Source organism: Jejubacter calystegiae, from assembly GCF_005671395.1.
GTDB lineage: Bacteria > Pseudomonadota > Gammaproteobacteria > Enterobacterales > Enterobacteriaceae > Jejubacter > Jejubacter calystegiae.
The window spans coordinates 523,070-538,289 of sequence record NZ_CP040428.1; the positions used below are offsets into that span (position 1 = coordinate 523,070).

At 53.0% G+C, this 15,220-nt stretch carries 15 protein-coding genes and 3 pseudogenes; 11 read left to right on the forward strand and 7 right to left on the reverse strand.

What is annotated here, in order from left to right; translation table 11 throughout:
- The first annotated feature begins 333 nt into the window (after positions 1-333).
- The 5 genes from FEM41_RS02365 to FEM41_RS02385 all read left to right on the forward strand — a co-directional run bounded on the left by FEM41_RS02365 (position 334) and on the right by FEM41_RS02385 (position 6,076).
- Positions 334-1,830 (forward strand): UbiD family decarboxylase, encoded by a 1,497-nt coding sequence (locus FEM41_RS02365; RefSeq protein WP_138094079.1) that lies wholly within the window; start codon positions 334-336, stop codon positions 1,828-1,830.
- An 11-nt stretch (positions 1,831-1,841) separates the two neighbouring features.
- Positions 1,842-2,417, forward strand: coding sequence for a UbiX family flavin prenyltransferase (locus tag FEM41_RS02370; RefSeq protein WP_138094080.1), 576 nt, complete (start codon positions 1,842-1,844; stop codon positions 2,415-2,417).
- A 44-nt stretch (positions 2,418-2,461) separates the two neighbouring features.
- Positions 2,462-3,181, forward strand: a complete 720-nt coding sequence (locus FEM41_RS02375; protein ID WP_138094082.1) for a DUF554 domain-containing protein — start codon at positions 2,462-2,464, stop codon at positions 3,179-3,181.
- 245 nt (positions 3,182-3,426) lie between these two features.
- On the forward strand, positions 3,427-4,806 hold the full coding sequence (locus FEM41_RS02380; RefSeq protein ID WP_138094084.1) for an MFS transporter: 1,380 nt from the start codon (positions 3,427-3,429) through the stop codon (positions 4,804-4,806).
- A 13-nt stretch (positions 4,807-4,819) separates the two neighbouring features.
- Entirely contained in the window at positions 4,820-6,076 is a 1,257-nt protein-coding gene (locus FEM41_RS02385; protein WP_138094086.1) for a gallate dioxygenase, read from the forward strand.
- Positions 6,077-6,124: 48 nt separating this feature from the next.
- Here FEM41_RS02385 and FEM41_RS02390 read toward each other — a convergent pair whose 3' ends face one another.
- Together FEM41_RS02390 and FEM41_RS02395 are read right to left on the reverse strand one after the other, a co-directional pair.
- Positions 6,125-6,883: a LecA/PA-IL family lectin gene (locus FEM41_RS02390; protein WP_138094088.1), complete on the reverse strand. Its 759-nt coding sequence runs from the start codon at positions 6,881-6,883 to the stop codon at positions 6,125-6,127.
- A 364-nt stretch (positions 6,884-7,247) separates the two neighbouring features.
- A complete protein-coding gene (locus FEM41_RS02395) occupies positions 7,248-8,435 on the reverse strand; it encodes a LysR family transcriptional regulator (protein ID WP_138094090.1) in 1,188 nt (395 codons plus the stop codon).
- A 169-nt stretch (positions 8,436-8,604) separates the two neighbouring features.
- On the opposite strand from FEM41_RS02395, the gene galB reads away from it, so the two are divergent.
- Genes galB through FEM41_RS02415 form a run of 4 tightly spaced genes read left to right on the forward strand, consistent with a single transcriptional unit; the run spans position 8,605 to position 12,020 of the window.
- Positions 8,605-9,345, forward strand: a complete 741-nt coding sequence (gene galB / locus FEM41_RS02400) for a 4-oxalmesaconate hydratase (protein ID WP_138094092.1) — start codon at positions 8,605-8,607, stop codon at positions 9,343-9,345.
- Positions 9,342-10,070 (forward strand): 4-carboxy-4-hydroxy-2-oxoadipate aldolase/oxaloacetate decarboxylase, encoded by a 729-nt coding sequence (locus FEM41_RS02405; RefSeq protein WP_138094095.1) that lies wholly within the window; start codon positions 9,342-9,344, stop codon positions 10,068-10,070. Before galB ends, FEM41_RS02405 begins: the two co-directional genes overlap by 4 nt.
- The gene (locus tag FEM41_RS02410) at positions 10,057-11,154 is read left to right on the forward strand and encodes a 4-oxalomesaconate tautomerase (protein ID WP_138094097.1); all 1,098 of its coding nucleotides are present in this window, start codon (positions 10,057-10,059) and stop codon (positions 11,152-11,154) included. Before FEM41_RS02405 ends, FEM41_RS02410 begins: the two co-directional genes overlap by 14 nt.
- On the forward strand, positions 11,151-12,020 hold the full coding sequence (locus FEM41_RS02415) for a DUF1932 domain-containing protein (protein ID WP_138094099.1): 870 nt from the start codon (positions 11,151-11,153) through the stop codon (positions 12,018-12,020). Before FEM41_RS02410 ends, FEM41_RS02415 begins: the two co-directional genes overlap by 4 nt.
- Before the next feature lie 32 nt (positions 12,021-12,052).
- Here FEM41_RS02415 and FEM41_RS24475 read toward each other — a convergent pair.
- Positions 12,053-12,190, reverse strand: a pseudogene (locus tag FEM41_RS24475) (SIP domain-containing protein); the annotation flags it as partial.
- A gap of 10 nt (positions 12,191-12,200) precedes the next feature.
- Between FEM41_RS24475 and FEM41_RS02420 the strand changes: the two are divergent.
- Positions 12,201-12,424 (forward strand): annotated as a pseudogene (locus FEM41_RS02420) (helix-turn-helix domain-containing protein); the annotation flags it as partial.
- Between the two features lie 62 nt (positions 12,425-12,486).
- On the opposite strand, the gene nudI reads toward FEM41_RS02420, so the two are convergent.
- From nudI to FEM41_RS02435, 4 genes are read right to left on the reverse strand one after another with little or no spacing between them, the layout of a single operon-like run.
- Entirely contained in the window at positions 12,487-12,912 is a 426-nt protein-coding gene (nudI, locus tag FEM41_RS02425; RefSeq protein ID WP_138094101.1) for a nucleoside triphosphatase NudI, read from the reverse strand.
- A gap of 1 nt (position 12,913) precedes the next feature.
- Entirely contained in the window at positions 12,914-13,621 is a 708-nt protein-coding gene (locus tag FEM41_RS02430; RefSeq protein ID WP_138094103.1) for a deoxynucleoside kinase, read from the reverse strand.
- A complete protein-coding gene (locus FEM41_RS24810) occupies positions 13,618-13,959 on the reverse strand; it encodes a hypothetical protein (protein ID WP_241666675.1) in 342 nt (113 codons plus the stop codon). Before FEM41_RS24810 ends, FEM41_RS02430 begins: the two co-directional genes overlap by 4 nt.
- Positions 13,902-14,483, reverse strand: a complete 582-nt coding sequence (locus tag FEM41_RS02435; RefSeq protein WP_241666564.1) for a radical SAM protein — start codon at positions 14,481-14,483, stop codon at positions 13,902-13,904. Before FEM41_RS02435 ends, FEM41_RS24810 begins: the two co-directional genes overlap by 58 nt.
- A gap of 379 nt (positions 14,484-14,862) precedes the next feature.
- Between FEM41_RS02435 and FEM41_RS02440 the strand changes: the two are divergent.
- Positions 14,863-15,207, forward strand: a pseudogene (locus FEM41_RS02440) (YajD family HNH nuclease); the annotation flags it as partial.
- Positions 15,208-15,220: the final 13 nt, after the last annotated feature.

The following is a 15,220-nucleotide window of genomic DNA, read 5'->3' on the forward strand; positions in this document are numbered from 1 at the left end:
ATTCCTCCTGAAGTCCGCCGCCCCGGCCCCAAACGCCTTTTGCCCTTTAGCATTATCTCACATCGGAGAGGATTCCTGCATATAAACAATAAGTGCGAATAGTTGTTAATAAATTGCGTAAATAATGAAAAGAAAAAAGAATAAAAACGCCATTACTGTTAATTAACATGGCAAAAACACCGATTTCTGACAAGTTATCGCCATAGATTCACCGTTCTTTACTCACACCATTTTGATCTGATCGCTATAACCTAAATGGTATTTGTTCAAATGACGACCCGGGAATATATTTTCAATCACCGACGGGGCGACCCGATATAGTGGAGAAAAAGAATGAAAGATTCTAAAAATAAAAACCCCAGTGGGGTACATGATTTACGTTCGGCGTTAGAATTATTAAAAAGAACGCCCGGAGAATATGTTGAAACTCATGTAGAAGTGGATCCCCATGCGGAACTGTCCGGCGTTTATCGTTACGTTGGCGCAGGCGGTACCTGCCAGCGTCCAACCCGCAAAAATGGTCCGGTGATGGTCTTTAATAAAATTAAAGGCTTTAAGGATATCAGTGTCGCTATCGGCCTTAATGGTTCCCGTAAGCGCGTGGGCCAGTTCCTGAACTGCGAACCGGAAAAACTGGGCTTTCTGCTTAAAGACTCTGTGGAGCACGCCATTGCCCCCATCGAGGTAAGCGCCGATAAAGCGGTATGTCAGGAAGTCGTTCACCTGGCGAGCGACGACGACTTCGATTTGCGCAAACTGCTGCCAGCGCCGACCAATACCGAAGAGGATGCAGGCCCTTACATCACCATGGGTCTGTGTTACGCCTCCGATCCTGATACCCACGAATCCGACGTTACGATTCACCGCCTGTGCGTACAGAGCCGCGACGAGCTTTCCATGTGGCTGACCCCTGGCCGCCATATCGATGCTTTCCGTATGAAAGCCGAAGCCGCCGGTAAACCACTGCCTATCTCCATCAGTATTGGTGTGGATCCCGCCATTGAAGTCGCCGCATGTTTTGAGCCGCCGACCACACCGCTGGGCTTTAACGAGCTGAGCATCGCCGGTGCCCTACGTGGACATCCGGTAGAGATGGTGCAGTGCAAAACCATTAATGAAAAAGCCATTGCCCACGCAGAAATCGTGATCGAAGGTGAACTACTGCCGGACGTAAGGGTTCGTGAGGACCAGAATACCGATACCGGGCGTGCCATGCCGGAATTCCCGGGTTATACCGGCGAAGCAAAAGCTGCGATTCCGGTCATTAAAGTTAAAGCGGTCACCACCCGCCGTAATCCTATCTGGCGTACCACGGTAGGGCCGGGCGAAGAACACGTGAACATGGCCGGAATTCCCACTGAGGCGAGTATTCTGGATATGGTAGAACGTGCCATGCCAGGCAAACTGCTAAATGTCTTTGCCCATACTGCGGGCGGCGGCAAGCTTCTGGCCGTTATGCAGTTCAAAAAATCAGCGCCAGTGGATGAAGGACGGCAGCGTCAGGCTGCATTGCTCGCCTTCTCGGCGTTCCCGGAACTCAAACACGTCATTCTGGTAGATGAAGATGTGGACATCTTCGACAGTGACGACGTTATGTGGGCGATGCAAACCCGCTACCAGGGCGACGTCGATACCGTTTTCATTCCCGGTGTACGCTGCCATCCGCTGGACCCTTCTCAGGACCCGAAATACAGCCCGAGCATTCTGCAACAGGGGATGTCCTGTAAGACCATCTTCGACTGCACCGTGCCTTTCCATCTAAAAGAGCACTTCGAGCGTTCAAAATTCAAAGAGGTGGATGTGAAACGCTTCCTGCCTGACTTCGAATAACGGGAGGAATCATGAGCAAGCAACGTATCATCGTCGGTATCAGCGGCGCGTCAGGCTTTCAGTACGGCGTTAAAGCGCTTGAACTGCTGGGCAATCGGGAGCTGGAAGTACATCTGGTGATCTCTAAAGGGGCAGAGCGCACCTGCCAGTTAGAGACGGACTACAACCTGAAACAGATCATGGAGATGGCTGATGTCGTTCACGCCATCGGAAATCTGGGAGCTGCTATCTCCAGCGGTTCCTTTAAAACCCTGGGGATGCTGATAGCGCCCTGTTCCATGCGCACGCTGGGCGCCGTCGCTCACTGTCTGACCGATAACCTGCTGACCCGTGCGGCGGATGTTGTGCTCAAAGAGCGGCGTCGTCTTGTACTTCTGGCTCGTGAGACGCCGCTTAACCTGGGGCATCTGCGCAATATGCAGCAGGTCACCGAAATGGGTGGGATCGTCTTCCCACCGGTTCCAGCGCTTTACCAACGTCCGCAAAGCGCGGATGAGATTGTCACTCACAGCGTCGCTCGCGCCCTCGATCTGTTCGGGCTTGAAAACGACATTCCCCGCTGGGGCGAAGGCGCCCTCCACCACTAAACATAACAAGGGTGCCGAAGGCACCCGATAACAGGTAATCAACAATGTTAATCGGACCTTATGTTAACGGTGCCGCGGTCATTATCGGCGGTTTGATCGGCGCTATGGCAGGCAATAAGCTGCCGGATCGCGTAAAAGCCGCGCTGCCGATGACCTTTGGGCTTTGCTCAGTTGGTCTTGGGATCAATCTGGTCATCAAGGTAAAATTTATGCCAGCAGTGGTGCTGGCCATGGTCATTGGTGCCGTGATCGGCGAGCTATTTTATGTCGAAAAAGGTATTGGTAAGGCAGCCGGGATGACCCGCGGCCTGGTCAATAAATTCCTGCCCCCCGTTCAGGGCCTCAGTCATGAAGAGTTCACCGAGAAATTTGTCGCGATTCTGGTCTTGTTCTGCGCCAGCGGTACCGGCATCTTCGGTGCGATGCATGAAGGTATGACCGGCGATCCATCTATCCTGTATATCAAAACCGTACTGGACCTGTTTACCGCCGCGATCTTCGCCACCATGCTCGGCTATTCAGTCGCGACCGTCGGTATTCCGCTGGTTGTCATTCAGGTCGCGTTAGCGATGTTGGCTAACTATATTATGCCCATGACCACGCCGGATATGATGGCAGACTTCTCCTGTGCCGGGGGATTGATCATGGTCGCTACCGGCCTGCGTATTTGTAATATCAAGCTGTTCCCGGTCGCCAATATGCTGCCCGGACTGTTCCTGGTAATGCCTTTTTCCTGGCTTTGGTACGTCCTGGTTGTCAGTTAACCGCGTGTTTATGGCAGGCTTCACCTGCCATAAACAAGATGCATACCCCCACCATCCTGAATGCATAACATCTCCTTACTTACCCGCCCTTAGAGCCTAAATATTTCCACAACGCTTTGTTATTTGCTTCACAGATTAAAAATAACTCATAGGGGTAAAAATGTTTTTTGCCGGACACCGCGCCTCCGGCTGCCTTAAGTTGGAACCAGCACAACATCAGACTTCCGCTTAAGGATGCATACCCTATGAGTCATAACATTCCTGTCGATGTGAAGGCCTGGATAGACAGTCGCCCTATCGCTCCCTTTCAGTGGGGCGTCGTGGCGCTCTGTTTTCTGATTATTACCCTGGATGGCTACGACGCCGCGGTGATGGGCTTTGTCGCTCCGGCCCTGATTGAGGACTGGGGCCTGTCGCGTGCTGCCCTGGGCCCCATTCTCGGCGCCGCCATGTTCGGCGTGGCTATCGGCGCTCTGGTCGCTGGCCCACTTTCCGATCGTTTTGGCCGTAAGCGAGTACTGCTGGGCTGTGTGCTGCTGTTCGCCCTCTTCAGCCTGGCCTGTGCCGCAGCCCAAAACCCGACCCAACTGGCGCTGCTACGTTTTCTGACCGGACTGGGGCTTGGGGCAGTCATGCCCAACTGCGTCACTCTGGTAGCCGAATATATGCCCGCCCGCCGCCGCGGGCTGATGATTACCCTGATGTACAGCGGCTTTAACGTGGGTTCCGGGCTGGGTGGCTTTATTGCCGCCTGGCTCCTTTCCCACTATAGCTGGCATTCGGCGCTGATTTTCGGCGGCGCAGTGCCGCTGGTGCTGCTACCCATTCTGTTGTGGCGCCTTCCGGAATCCGCCATGAGCATGGTGGCGCGCAACATTTCCGGGGCGCGAATTGCCGCAACCCTGAATCGTATGGGCGGCGCTTTTACGCCGCAGACCCGCTTCCGGCTGGAGGCCCCTCTTCTGAAGAGCGGCAGTAAAGTTTCCGGGCTGTTCCGGGATGGCTACGCCCGTGGCACCCTGGCCCTATGGCTGACCTACTTTATGGGGCTGTTCGTTATTTACCTGCTCAACGGCTGGCTGCCCACAATTCTGCGCTCTGGCGGACTTTCGCTTCAGCAGGCAGCCATGATTACCGGACTGTTCCAGCTCGGCGGCCCGCTGGGTGGAATCATCGTCGGCCTGTTGATGGATAAAATGCAGGCCCGCTCAGTGATTGCGGCCACTTACCTGCTGGGCTGCCTGTGCCTGTTCACTCAGGGATTGATGGATTTCGGCGCCGTGATGCTGTCAGCGCTGATTTTTATAAGCGGCATGTGTATTAACGGCGCCCAGAACGGTCTGCAAGCCTATTCACCGGCTTTTTATCAGACGGAAATACGCGCCACCGGAGTTAGCTGGATGCATGGCATTGGCCGCAGCGGCGCCATTCTCAGTTCATCGCTGGGAGGCGTCATTCTGGCGCTGGCACCGGGTCAGGGCGCCATCTTTAGCGTACTGGCGATTCCGGCGCTGCTGGCGGCACTCGCTATTTTACTGCACCGTATGCGCCCCTCCTCCGGTAATGCCAGCCCCGCCGCTATGACAGGCGCTTGCGCCCTTTCGCAACACATTAATCACCGATAACTGGAGTAAGACTATGGCCCGAATCATTGGCGGAATCGCCGTATCCCACACGCCGACGATCGGCTTCGCTGTCGATCACAACAAGCAGGAAGAGGCGGCCTGGGCTCCGATTTTTAAAAGCTTCGAGCCCATGCAGCGCTGGCTTGACGAGAAAAAACCAGACGCGCTGGTCTACATCTTTAACGACCATGTCACTTCGTTCTTCTTCGATCACTACTCCGCCTTTTCGCTGGGTATCGACAGCGAATATGGCGTGGCGGATGAAGGCGGCGGGCCGCGTCATCTACCGCCCGTACAGGGCGATCCGGCACTCTCAAGACATATCGGCACCAGCCTGATGAGCGACGAATTTGATATGTCCTTTTTTATGAATAAGAAGCTCGACCACGGCCTGTTTTCGCCATTGTCGGCCCTGATGCCCTGGGAACAGGGCTGGCCGACAAAGGTGATTCCGCTCCAGGTAGGCGTACTGCAGTTTCCCATTCCCAGCGCCCGTCGCTGCTATAAGCTGGGCCAGGCGCTGCGCCGGGCCATTGAAAGTTATCCCGAAGATATCAGTGTGGCCGTCGTCGCCACCGGTGGACTGTCGCATCAGGTACACGGCGAACGCTGCGGCTTTAACAATCCCGAATGGGACGCGCAGTTTATGGATCTGCTGGTCAACGATCCCGAAAAACTGGCTGAAATGACTATCGCGGAATATGCCGAACTGGGCGGAATGGAAGGATCTGAGGTGATCATGTGGCTGATTATGCGCGGTGCGCTTTCCGCCAACGTTAGCGAAAAATGGCGTGACTACTATCTGCCTTCCATGACCGGTATCGCCACCCTGATTCTGGAAAACCAGGCCCGCACGCCGCCAGTAGATACGCTAAGCCGCCATCGCGAACAGATGGCCCGCCAGTTGGCCGGGGTGGAGAAGCTGGAAGGCACCATGCCCTTTACTCAACAGCGCAGTCTCAATGCCATTCGCCTGAATAGCTTCCTGCACCAGCTTACCGATCCGGCATGGCGCGACCGTTTTCAGAAAGAGCCTCATGCTCTGTATCATGAAGCACAGCTATCGCCGCAGGAGCAGGAGCTTCTGAATCGCCTCGACTGGCGCGGGCTGATTCACTACGGTGCCAGTTTTTTCCTGCTGGAGAAACTGGGGGCGGTGGTTGGCGTTTCGAATCTGCACATCTACGCCGCCATGCGTGGGCAGTCGCTGGAAGAATTTCAGAAGACCCGCAACCAGCAGGTACTCTATTCCGTAGCCGGGGATAAGTAACAGAAGAAGGTATGCGGATCGCGATGATCCGCATACCACAGCGGAAAATTAGCCTTTCACAATTAATTTAACGTCATAGCCGCCAGTGTTGTTCTGATATTCGGTGGCCGGATTAATATCGTTAAAGATAAAGGCAATTTCACCGCTTTCAGGCGCCGGCCAGTCGAACTCACCGCTGCCGATGCCGTAACTCTGGCTGCCGACCTGAATAATCAACGTTCCCGCGATAGCATCCGGGCAGACGAAGTTGGGATCCCGCTGCTGCGCGGAGGGATGCTGGCTGTCGCCATCAGGGCCAAAGCTGCGTCCATTGCGGTCATATTGCGCAATACCCGACGCGGCAACCGAAATTTTATCGCCTTTATTTACGGTCACACCGGTTTTGGTCCAGTTGCTGTTGGTCGCATCAACCCGGCCTTTCCACTCACCTTTTTTGGCATTACTGACTTCCTGATAAACCACTGCATCGAAGCTGCCGCTGTTATCGGTATATTTCCCTGCGCCGTCAACCACGACCAGCACCAGCTCGCCATCCGTCGGCACGGTCCAGCGATACAGGCTATTGCCAACCGGCTGTTCGGTTGAACCAATTTTCGCCTTCAGTACCACATGTTTAGACGCGGTCAGGCTACCATCGCGGGGAATCGCGCCCTGAGGCGCCGCCAGGGTATAGTCTTCCTTACCAAGCTTGATCCAACCACTGGCAGTAATGGTGATAATATCGCCCGCCTTCAGCGTCTTACCGGTATTGACGCCCTGCTCTGCCTTAGCATCCACTTTTCCAGACCACAGCACGTTATCAGTCATAATATGTCTCTCTTTGAGATAATTAATAAAAAGGCCAACAATAACCAGCGCGGATTCCTTCAGCACATCCACATGAAATATCCCACACTGATTCAGTGGCTATTAAAAATAAACAACCAGACGACTATTTCTGCTGCACAAATAATAAGAAACCAATCCATAAAAATAACTATTCAGACAGTAGAAATATAAACAAAACTTTAGAAAATAATGAGTTAACCGGCAAACCAGAAAAAACATAAAAATAACAAAACAAACACAACGCACTGAAATTACGTGATTATTTAATTCATTTATGAGAATTTCCCCAAAATACACCTGATAAGATTCGGGAATATCCAGAAAATTTATTAATGATTTATTTTCACTGTGAATGGGCCACCTGACGAATAGCTTCCAGCAGCGCTGCCGCAGCAGGAGATGGCAATGCTCCGATCCGGAATGTCAGACCAATCGCGCGACGAGTACCGGAAAGCGTCAGCGGTAGCGGCGCCAGTACGCCGCTTTCAATCTCTACGGCCAGCTGACTGGCTGACACCGCCGCCAGCATATCGGAATCCAGCAGCAGACCGCGTACCATGGCCAAATCGCCAGTCTCCACTCTGGGCTGCGGCGCTGGTAATCCCATCTCCCGGAAAGCCGCTTCCAGTAATTGGCGAGCTGGCGTCATCGCCCTTGGCAACACCCACCGGGCCCGGGTCAGAGCTTCAGGAGTAACAGGCTGGTGCTGCAAAGGGTGACCGACACGTGCCAGGACCAGCATCTCCTCTTCAAACAGCGGTTCAACGCTAAGATCGGTTCCTTCACAGTCGCGCAGAGCGCCGATAATAAAATCGATATTCCCGGCACGCATCTCCGATACCAGCGCATCGAAGGGGCTCTCATTGGTCATCACCCGAATGGTCGGATAGTCACGCAAAAACTGACTGACGGCGCCGGGCAACAGGCGGGTGCGGCTCAGGGGTAACGCGCCGATTCTTACCTCGCCTTCCAGAATACCGCGTCGGGCCGAGATATCGGCCGCGATAAGCCGCAGTTCATTCAGGGCCCGGCTAATGCCCGGATAGATAGCCTGCGCGGCTGGCGTGGGCATCACCCCTTCCGGGGTGCGGCGAAATAGCGTAAAGCCGCTGCCTTTTTCCAGCATCTTCAGCGCAGCGCTGACCGCGGGTTGGGTAATGTTCAGTAGCCTGGCCACGCTCTGGGTATGATTTACGCTCCACAGCATCAGGAAAATTTGCAGACGCCGGGCGTTAAACAACCATACCGGCTCCACATATTCCCGTCCCGGGCTTGCCGCGGGCTTCAGCCGTTCCAGTATGGCCGGAATGGCCTGTAACTCTTCAATAGCACGCCGGGCGCGGGGCAGAATAGCCCGACCATAATCGGTCAGGATCATACCGCTGAAATGACGTTCGAACAGCGTCACTTCCATGCTCTGCTCCAGATCGCGAATGGCACGGGTCACTGCCGACTGGGTACGAAATAAATCATTAGCTGCCCGAGAGACAGAACCCCATTTCACCACCTGGCAGAATGCACGTATCTGCATGATATTTATGATATTAAAATCAAGAAACGATTCCACACTGCTCTCCAGAACCCGGCGTGCATTTTTCACGAACATAAATAAAAATCATAACCGGCGCAAATAAAATGATTACCCACGCCCCAGCTCCCAATGACAAGCTTTTCATCAAATCACAGAGGGAGTTTCAGCCATGAGCCATTCGATTACTCAAAAAAGCGCGCTGGTGGTCAGCGCCCATTCAGCGGACTTTGTCTGGCGTGCCGGCGGCGCTATTGCGCTACATGCCAGCCAGGGTTACCAGGTACATATCGTCTGTCTGTCATTTGGCGAACGCGGCGAGTCGGCAAAGTTGTGGCGACTGGGGGAAATGACCGAAGAGAAGGTGAAAGCGAAACGCCGGGAAGAAGCCCAGGCCGCCGCTGAAATCCTCGGCGCCGACATTGAGTTTTTCGATATGGGAGACTATCCGCTGCGGGCCGATAAAGAGAACCTGTTCCGGCTGGCGGATGTCTATCGCCGTATCCAGCCCCATTTTGTTCTGACCCATTCAATGCAGGATCCCTACAACTACGATCATCCCCTGGCATCTAATCTCGCCCAGGAGGCACGCATCATCGCCCAGGCCGAAGGCTATCGGCCCGGCGAAAAAGTGGTGGCAGCGCCGCCTGTCTACTGCTTCGAACCTCATCAGCCTGAACAGTGCAACTGGAAACCGGACGTACTGCTGGATATCACCAGCGTCTGGGATAAAAAATATCAGGCGATCCAGTGTATGCAGGGCCAGGAGCACCTCTGGGAGTATTACACCCGGGTGGCGCTGCAGCGTGGCGTACAGGCCAAACGCAATATCGGTATTACCGAAGCCCGCAACATTACCCATGCCGAGGGGCTCCAGAGCATCTTTCCACGCGTCACGGAGAATCTGTCATGAGCCTGATTAACAAAAAAGGGGTGGTGATCCGTACCCTTCCGCGCAGTGAACCCGCCACTCTAAAGCAGTTTGCCGGACTGGGGGTCGCCACGGTTCACGAAGCCTGGCAGCGCCAGGGGCTGATGCACCATGCCATTCGCCCTGTTCAACAGGGAAAGGCCGTGGCCGGTAACGCGGTGACCGTACTGGTCGCCCCCGGAGACAACTGGATGTTCCACGTGGCGGTGGAACAGTGCCGCCCCGGCGATATTCTGGTGGTCTCCCCGACTTCACCCTGCGGCGATGGCTTCTTCGGCGACCTGCTCGCCACCTCACTTCAGGCTCGCGGCGTTATTGGCCTGGTGGGCGACATTGGCATTCGCGACTCTCAGACCCTGCGTGAAATGGGCTTTGCCGTCTGGTCGCGTACCGTCTTTGCCCAGGGGACCGTAAAAGAAACCCTGGGTTCGGTTAACGTCCCCATCGTCTGCGGCGGTCAGTTGGTCACCCCCGGGGATATCATTGTTGCCGACGACGATGGCGTGGCCGTGGTCCCTCACGCCGAACAGGCAGAGGTACTTCGCCGGGCACTGGCACGGGAAGAGAACGAAACCATGAAGCGCGAACGGATGCGCAACGGTGAACTGGGGCTGGATATTTACAATATGCGCCCCCGGCTGGCGGAAAAGGGGCTGAGTTATTACGACACGCCGCAGCAGGCGGAGGATGACGATGGCGCAGCGTAAAATTCCTTGTCTGCTGATGCGGGGCGGCACCTCGAAGGCCGCCTGCTTTCTGGCAGACGATCTCCCGGATGATCCAACGCTGCGCGATCGGGTACTGCTGGCGGCTATGGGTTCACCGGATCCTCGCCAGATAGACGGCATCGGCGGCGCCGATCCGCTGACCAGCAAGGTTGCCATTATTCGCCGCTCCGCCAGAGCGGATGCCGATGTCGACTATCTGTTTGCGCAGGTGAGCGTCGATCGGGCTGTCGTCGACTACGGTCAGAACTGCGGCAATATTCTGGCCGCCGTCGCCCCTTTCGCCATTGAGTGTGGCCTGCTGCCAACAACGCCCCCCTTAACCCGGGTGCGCATCTATATGGAAAATACCGGTCAGACCGCCGTTGCCAGCGTGCCCTGTCGCGGTGATGAGGTCGAGTACGCAGGCAGTCTCCACATCGACGGCGTTCCCGGCAGCGCCAGCGAGATCCTGCTCGACTTTCCGGACGTCGCCGGTTCAAGCTGCGGTGCCCTGCTGCCCACCAGCAATGCCAGCGATCGCTTCGATGACGTGGCGGTAACCTGTATTGATAACGGAATGCCGGTGGTTCTGGTACGAGCGGCGGATCTCGGACGTACCGGCTATGAAAGCCGCAGCGAACTGGACGCCGATGAAGAGCTAAAGCAACGGCTGGAGTCCATTCGTTTGCAGGCGGGGCCACGCATGGGGCTTGGTGACGTCGCTGAACGCAGCGTGCCAAAAATGACGCTACTGGCTGAGCCGACCCACGGCGGCACAATCTGTAGCCGTACCTTTATCCCCCATCGTTGCCATGCTTCCGTAGGCGTTTTTGGCGCCGTAAGTATTGCCAGCGCCTGCCTGGTGCCTGGCTCCGTAGCCCAGGGGTTATATCGGGGGGATATCCCAACCGAAGGCGACCAGCACATCAGCGTAGAGCACCCCAGCGGAGAGTTCAGCGTAGTGATACGCCGCAACCAACAGGGCGAACTGGCAGGCTGCGCCCTGCCGCGCAGCGCCCGGCTGCTGTTTGCCGGTTATGTCGCCATTCCGGGCGCGCTCTGGCCCGTGAAGGAGGTTTTATGACACGGATAGCCTTTATTGGTTTCGGCGAAGCGGGCGGGATTCTGGCTGAAGAGCTGGCTGCCCGGCATCGCATCAGCATCTGGGACTGCAAACTGACAGGCGAACAGCGTACGGTCATGCAGGCCAGAGCCCGGCGGGCCGGCGTTCAGGCTGCGGATTCTTTGGCGCAAGCGCTATCAGATGCAGAACTTATCTTCTCAACCGTTACCGCCGATGCGGCACTGGAGGTCGCACAGGAAGCTGCGTCGCTGCTGAGCCACGGTCAATGCTTTCTCGATCTTAACTCAGTCGCCCCCAACACCAAACGCAGCGCCGCCCTGGCTTTTCAGCACGCCACCTATATCGATGTTGCCGTAATGGCACCGGTACCGCCGTCGCTGCTGGCTACCCCCATGCTGGCGGGGGGCCAGGGCGCGGATGCACTGTGCGAGCGGCTAAAGGGTATGGGGCTGAATATCCGCTACGGTGGTGAAGCGGTGGGTAAGGTTTCTGCCATTAAGATGTGCCGCAGCGTCATGATCAAAGGGCTGGAAGCGCTGACCACCGAATGCCTGCGCGGGGCACGAAAATATGGCGTGGAACAAGAGGTGTTAGCCTCGCTACATGCCAGTTTTCCATCTTTGGGCTGGAACGATACCCTGCCGGATTATCTGATTAGCCGGGTTGCCGAACACGGCCGTCGCCGGGCCGCAGAAATGCAGGAAGTGGTGAAAATGCTGCAGGATGGCGGTATGACCGGCGAGATGAGCATGGCCAGCGCCGCCATACAGTTAGCGCTGGTGGAGGCGATGGCCCATGCTCAACTGGACTATGCATCACTGGAGCCGTTCTGCTGGCAGCGCCTGGCGGACAGCCTGGAAACCTGAACCGCGCCGACGGCCAGCAGCGCGGTTTGTTATCAGACTTCTTTCTCGTGCCAGTACTCCACGGCGCGCAGGCGCCGGGCGTCAAACTCCGGCGTCTCGAAGCGGCTGCTCAGGCGCTTCACGGCTTTACCTTCCCCGGTTACCCACAGGAAGTAGTCATCCGTCGGGATAGAAGCTACGACCTTTGCTGAATTCAAGGGCTATCTGATACGCCTTCGTACCCGGGAGGGTATGGCAATTTCGCATGCAAAGGGGAAACGTTGGGTAAATAACCAAAACTGTCTGATAAATAACAGAAAGATCTGTGCCGGATACATCAAGCCGGGTGGTACTCAATCAGCGATCTCGCTGAGTTATTTTCAGTCGCACGGTCGAGTGTTTACCAGACACTTTCCCGTATCAAGATGATGCATCATTATCAAACAAATATTATCCCCGGCCTTAAAACCGGGGATAACCCATTAAATTAAATGATCCCTTTTTGGGTAAAAGTGACCCTGGTTGCTTCATTTAAATCCATGCTTTTTATAGTTTCAGGAGACACCCATATAATCTCCTGAAATTCTTCGTTAAATGTAATATCTCGATTAGCACTAACACAATCGAAAATAAGATAAATCATATAAATATCTTCGGTTGTACCATCTGGATACGTTTTAGTACGGATGTCGTCACGAAAAGCCCACGGCTTAATATCGGTGATAAGCAGTTTATCACCTAACTCTTCCATAATTTCGCGTCTGAGGGATGTTTCCATCGTCTCCCCGGGTTCCATTCCTCCACCAGGTAGAGCCCACTGTCCAGGGAAAACGCCACGATCAGAAGCCATTTTACAGAGCAGAAACTCACCGTCATTTTGTATAACAGGGCACACGATCATTCTCTGGCGCATTTTATCTCCTTAATAACATTGCTTTCTGAAATATCATATCAGAAAAGGTATCAATCTCATCAGGATGATGGCAAATCATCACCCGTTGACGAAGATGTTCCGGAAGGTTATCAACAAAATGCCGGTATTCCGAATACCAACCTTTTATCCATTTAAGTTTCATATCCTCATCAGGAAATTCCTGAGGTCGGATACCATGCATTTCGTCATCATGGAGATGGGCGAGTGAATGATCTACAGGGTAATCTATAAAAACTATAACATCAGGTTCGGTTAGCAATTCGTTGATTCTTTTCCAAAGGTTAGTGTAAGTATCATACTGCATTTTGCTAATATATTCAGCTTTGAACATGAAGTTTATAAAAATATAATCTTCAAGATGAGAACGTTCCATTATCAGATTAAACCCTTTATCCAGCCAGGATTTAATAATAAGTGCACGCTGTATCATAAAGTTGAGCTGAATAAGATAACCATAATTGCTTGTGCCATCGAATAAATAAGGCAAAAGAGAATGATGAACACTTTTTTCATCTATAGCGACAGTATACGAATCTTCCTTAAACAAACGTGAAGACAATCGTTTTAGGAGGGTACTTTTACCTACCCCTGAGTTTCCGGAAAGGCATATATAAAGAGGAGGTCGTACCTCATAACACTCTTTTTTATCTGCCGACCATGGATCCATATAAAGATAGTTATATCTCATGAGATGAACTCCCGTTCCTCCAGCCAGAACCTATTGTTTTCACATTTTCTCATGATTTCATTATTTCCAAAAATGGCTTTTACAATTTTGTCAGGTGCGTCTGTTAACATATTACCCAACAGAGTATAGTTTTCACCATCAGGAATAATGATGTCACAATTTGGCTCCATAACAACATTGGCTTTGTCCCTTTCTTCGAAGGTTGCCCAGCTGATGGGCATGCCGGGATGTTGTTTTTTCAGCATATCCATTTTAGATATAAACACATCTGTATTAATTTCTAATTTATCTCTTTTTTCTTTCCCAACCCTAGTGGGCAGAATTGATAAAACCGCCACGCATGGATCTTATAGGGAAGATTTTCAACCCAACTAACAATATCGCTCAGCAGATTAGCATTTGATTGAGAAACCACTGTAGTGAGTTTTATATTAATACGGTTATTATTATCCGGAAGCCATGTTAGTATATTTTTGATAACTCTGTGCTGGTTACTCATTTTATCACTACGAATATCTGTGTTTACATGCCTGTCAATACCATCAATTGGCATTCCTACCCAATCCAGAACCTGATTTAACCTCTCGTGATCCATTATGAAGCGGTGTCCAACTGTGGAGAGATAGGTCATAAACCCCATCTGTTTCGCATATTCAATCAGATTAATATAATCTGCTCTGGATGTCGGTTCACCACCAGTAAAACCTATACGGCGGAAACCCATTCTATACATACGGTTAATAACATTAAGGGCACTGGAGAGAGAAGAATCTTTGATACCAGGGTTACGAAAACACAGATCACATCCGAGATTGCAATGTGATGTTATTCTAAAATCCAGAAGCAGCTTGCTAATATCCATAACTAGTTCCTCTGATCGTTGAATTTAAACATCAAACACACACAATTTAAATGGATATAGCACCACAATACGCTCATACTGGACAGGTTTAAAGCTTAAATATAGTTTTGTTTATCCTCAGATCAGCTTAGCAGCAATGCCTGGTGGCTTCCGGCACACTCTTGGTTTTGCCTGATACGGGCTACGGAAATTTCTACGGTTCCGCCCCTAATGATCATCAGCGCAACTTTCCCCTGGCAGTGAGTCATGCCTGCCTGACGCTGATAATGACGGCTAAAATCAGTACGCTGAGCTTATCCCCGTTCTCTTTCTGTTCCATTAACGATAGATTAGAGGCACTATCGTAAAATTATCTGCAGATAACGGATAACCCCGACAAATGGCACTGATCCCCAAAAACTACGCGCGGCTGGAAAGCGGCTATCGCGAGAAAGCACTAAAAATCTATCCGTGAGGATGCGGACGCTGCGCGCGGGAGTTTGTCTATTCCAACCTGCGCGAACTCACGGTTCACCATATCGATCACTACCATACCAACAACCCGGAAGATGGCAGCAACTGGGAATGATTGTATCTGTACTGCCATGACCATGAACATTCGAAGTACACCGAAGCGGACCAGTACGGTACCAGCGTGGTGGCGGGGGAAGATACGCAGCAGGATGTCGGCGCCGCAACCTATAATCCGTTTGCCGATTTAAAGTCGATACTGAATAGCAAAAAATACTGCCAGCAGC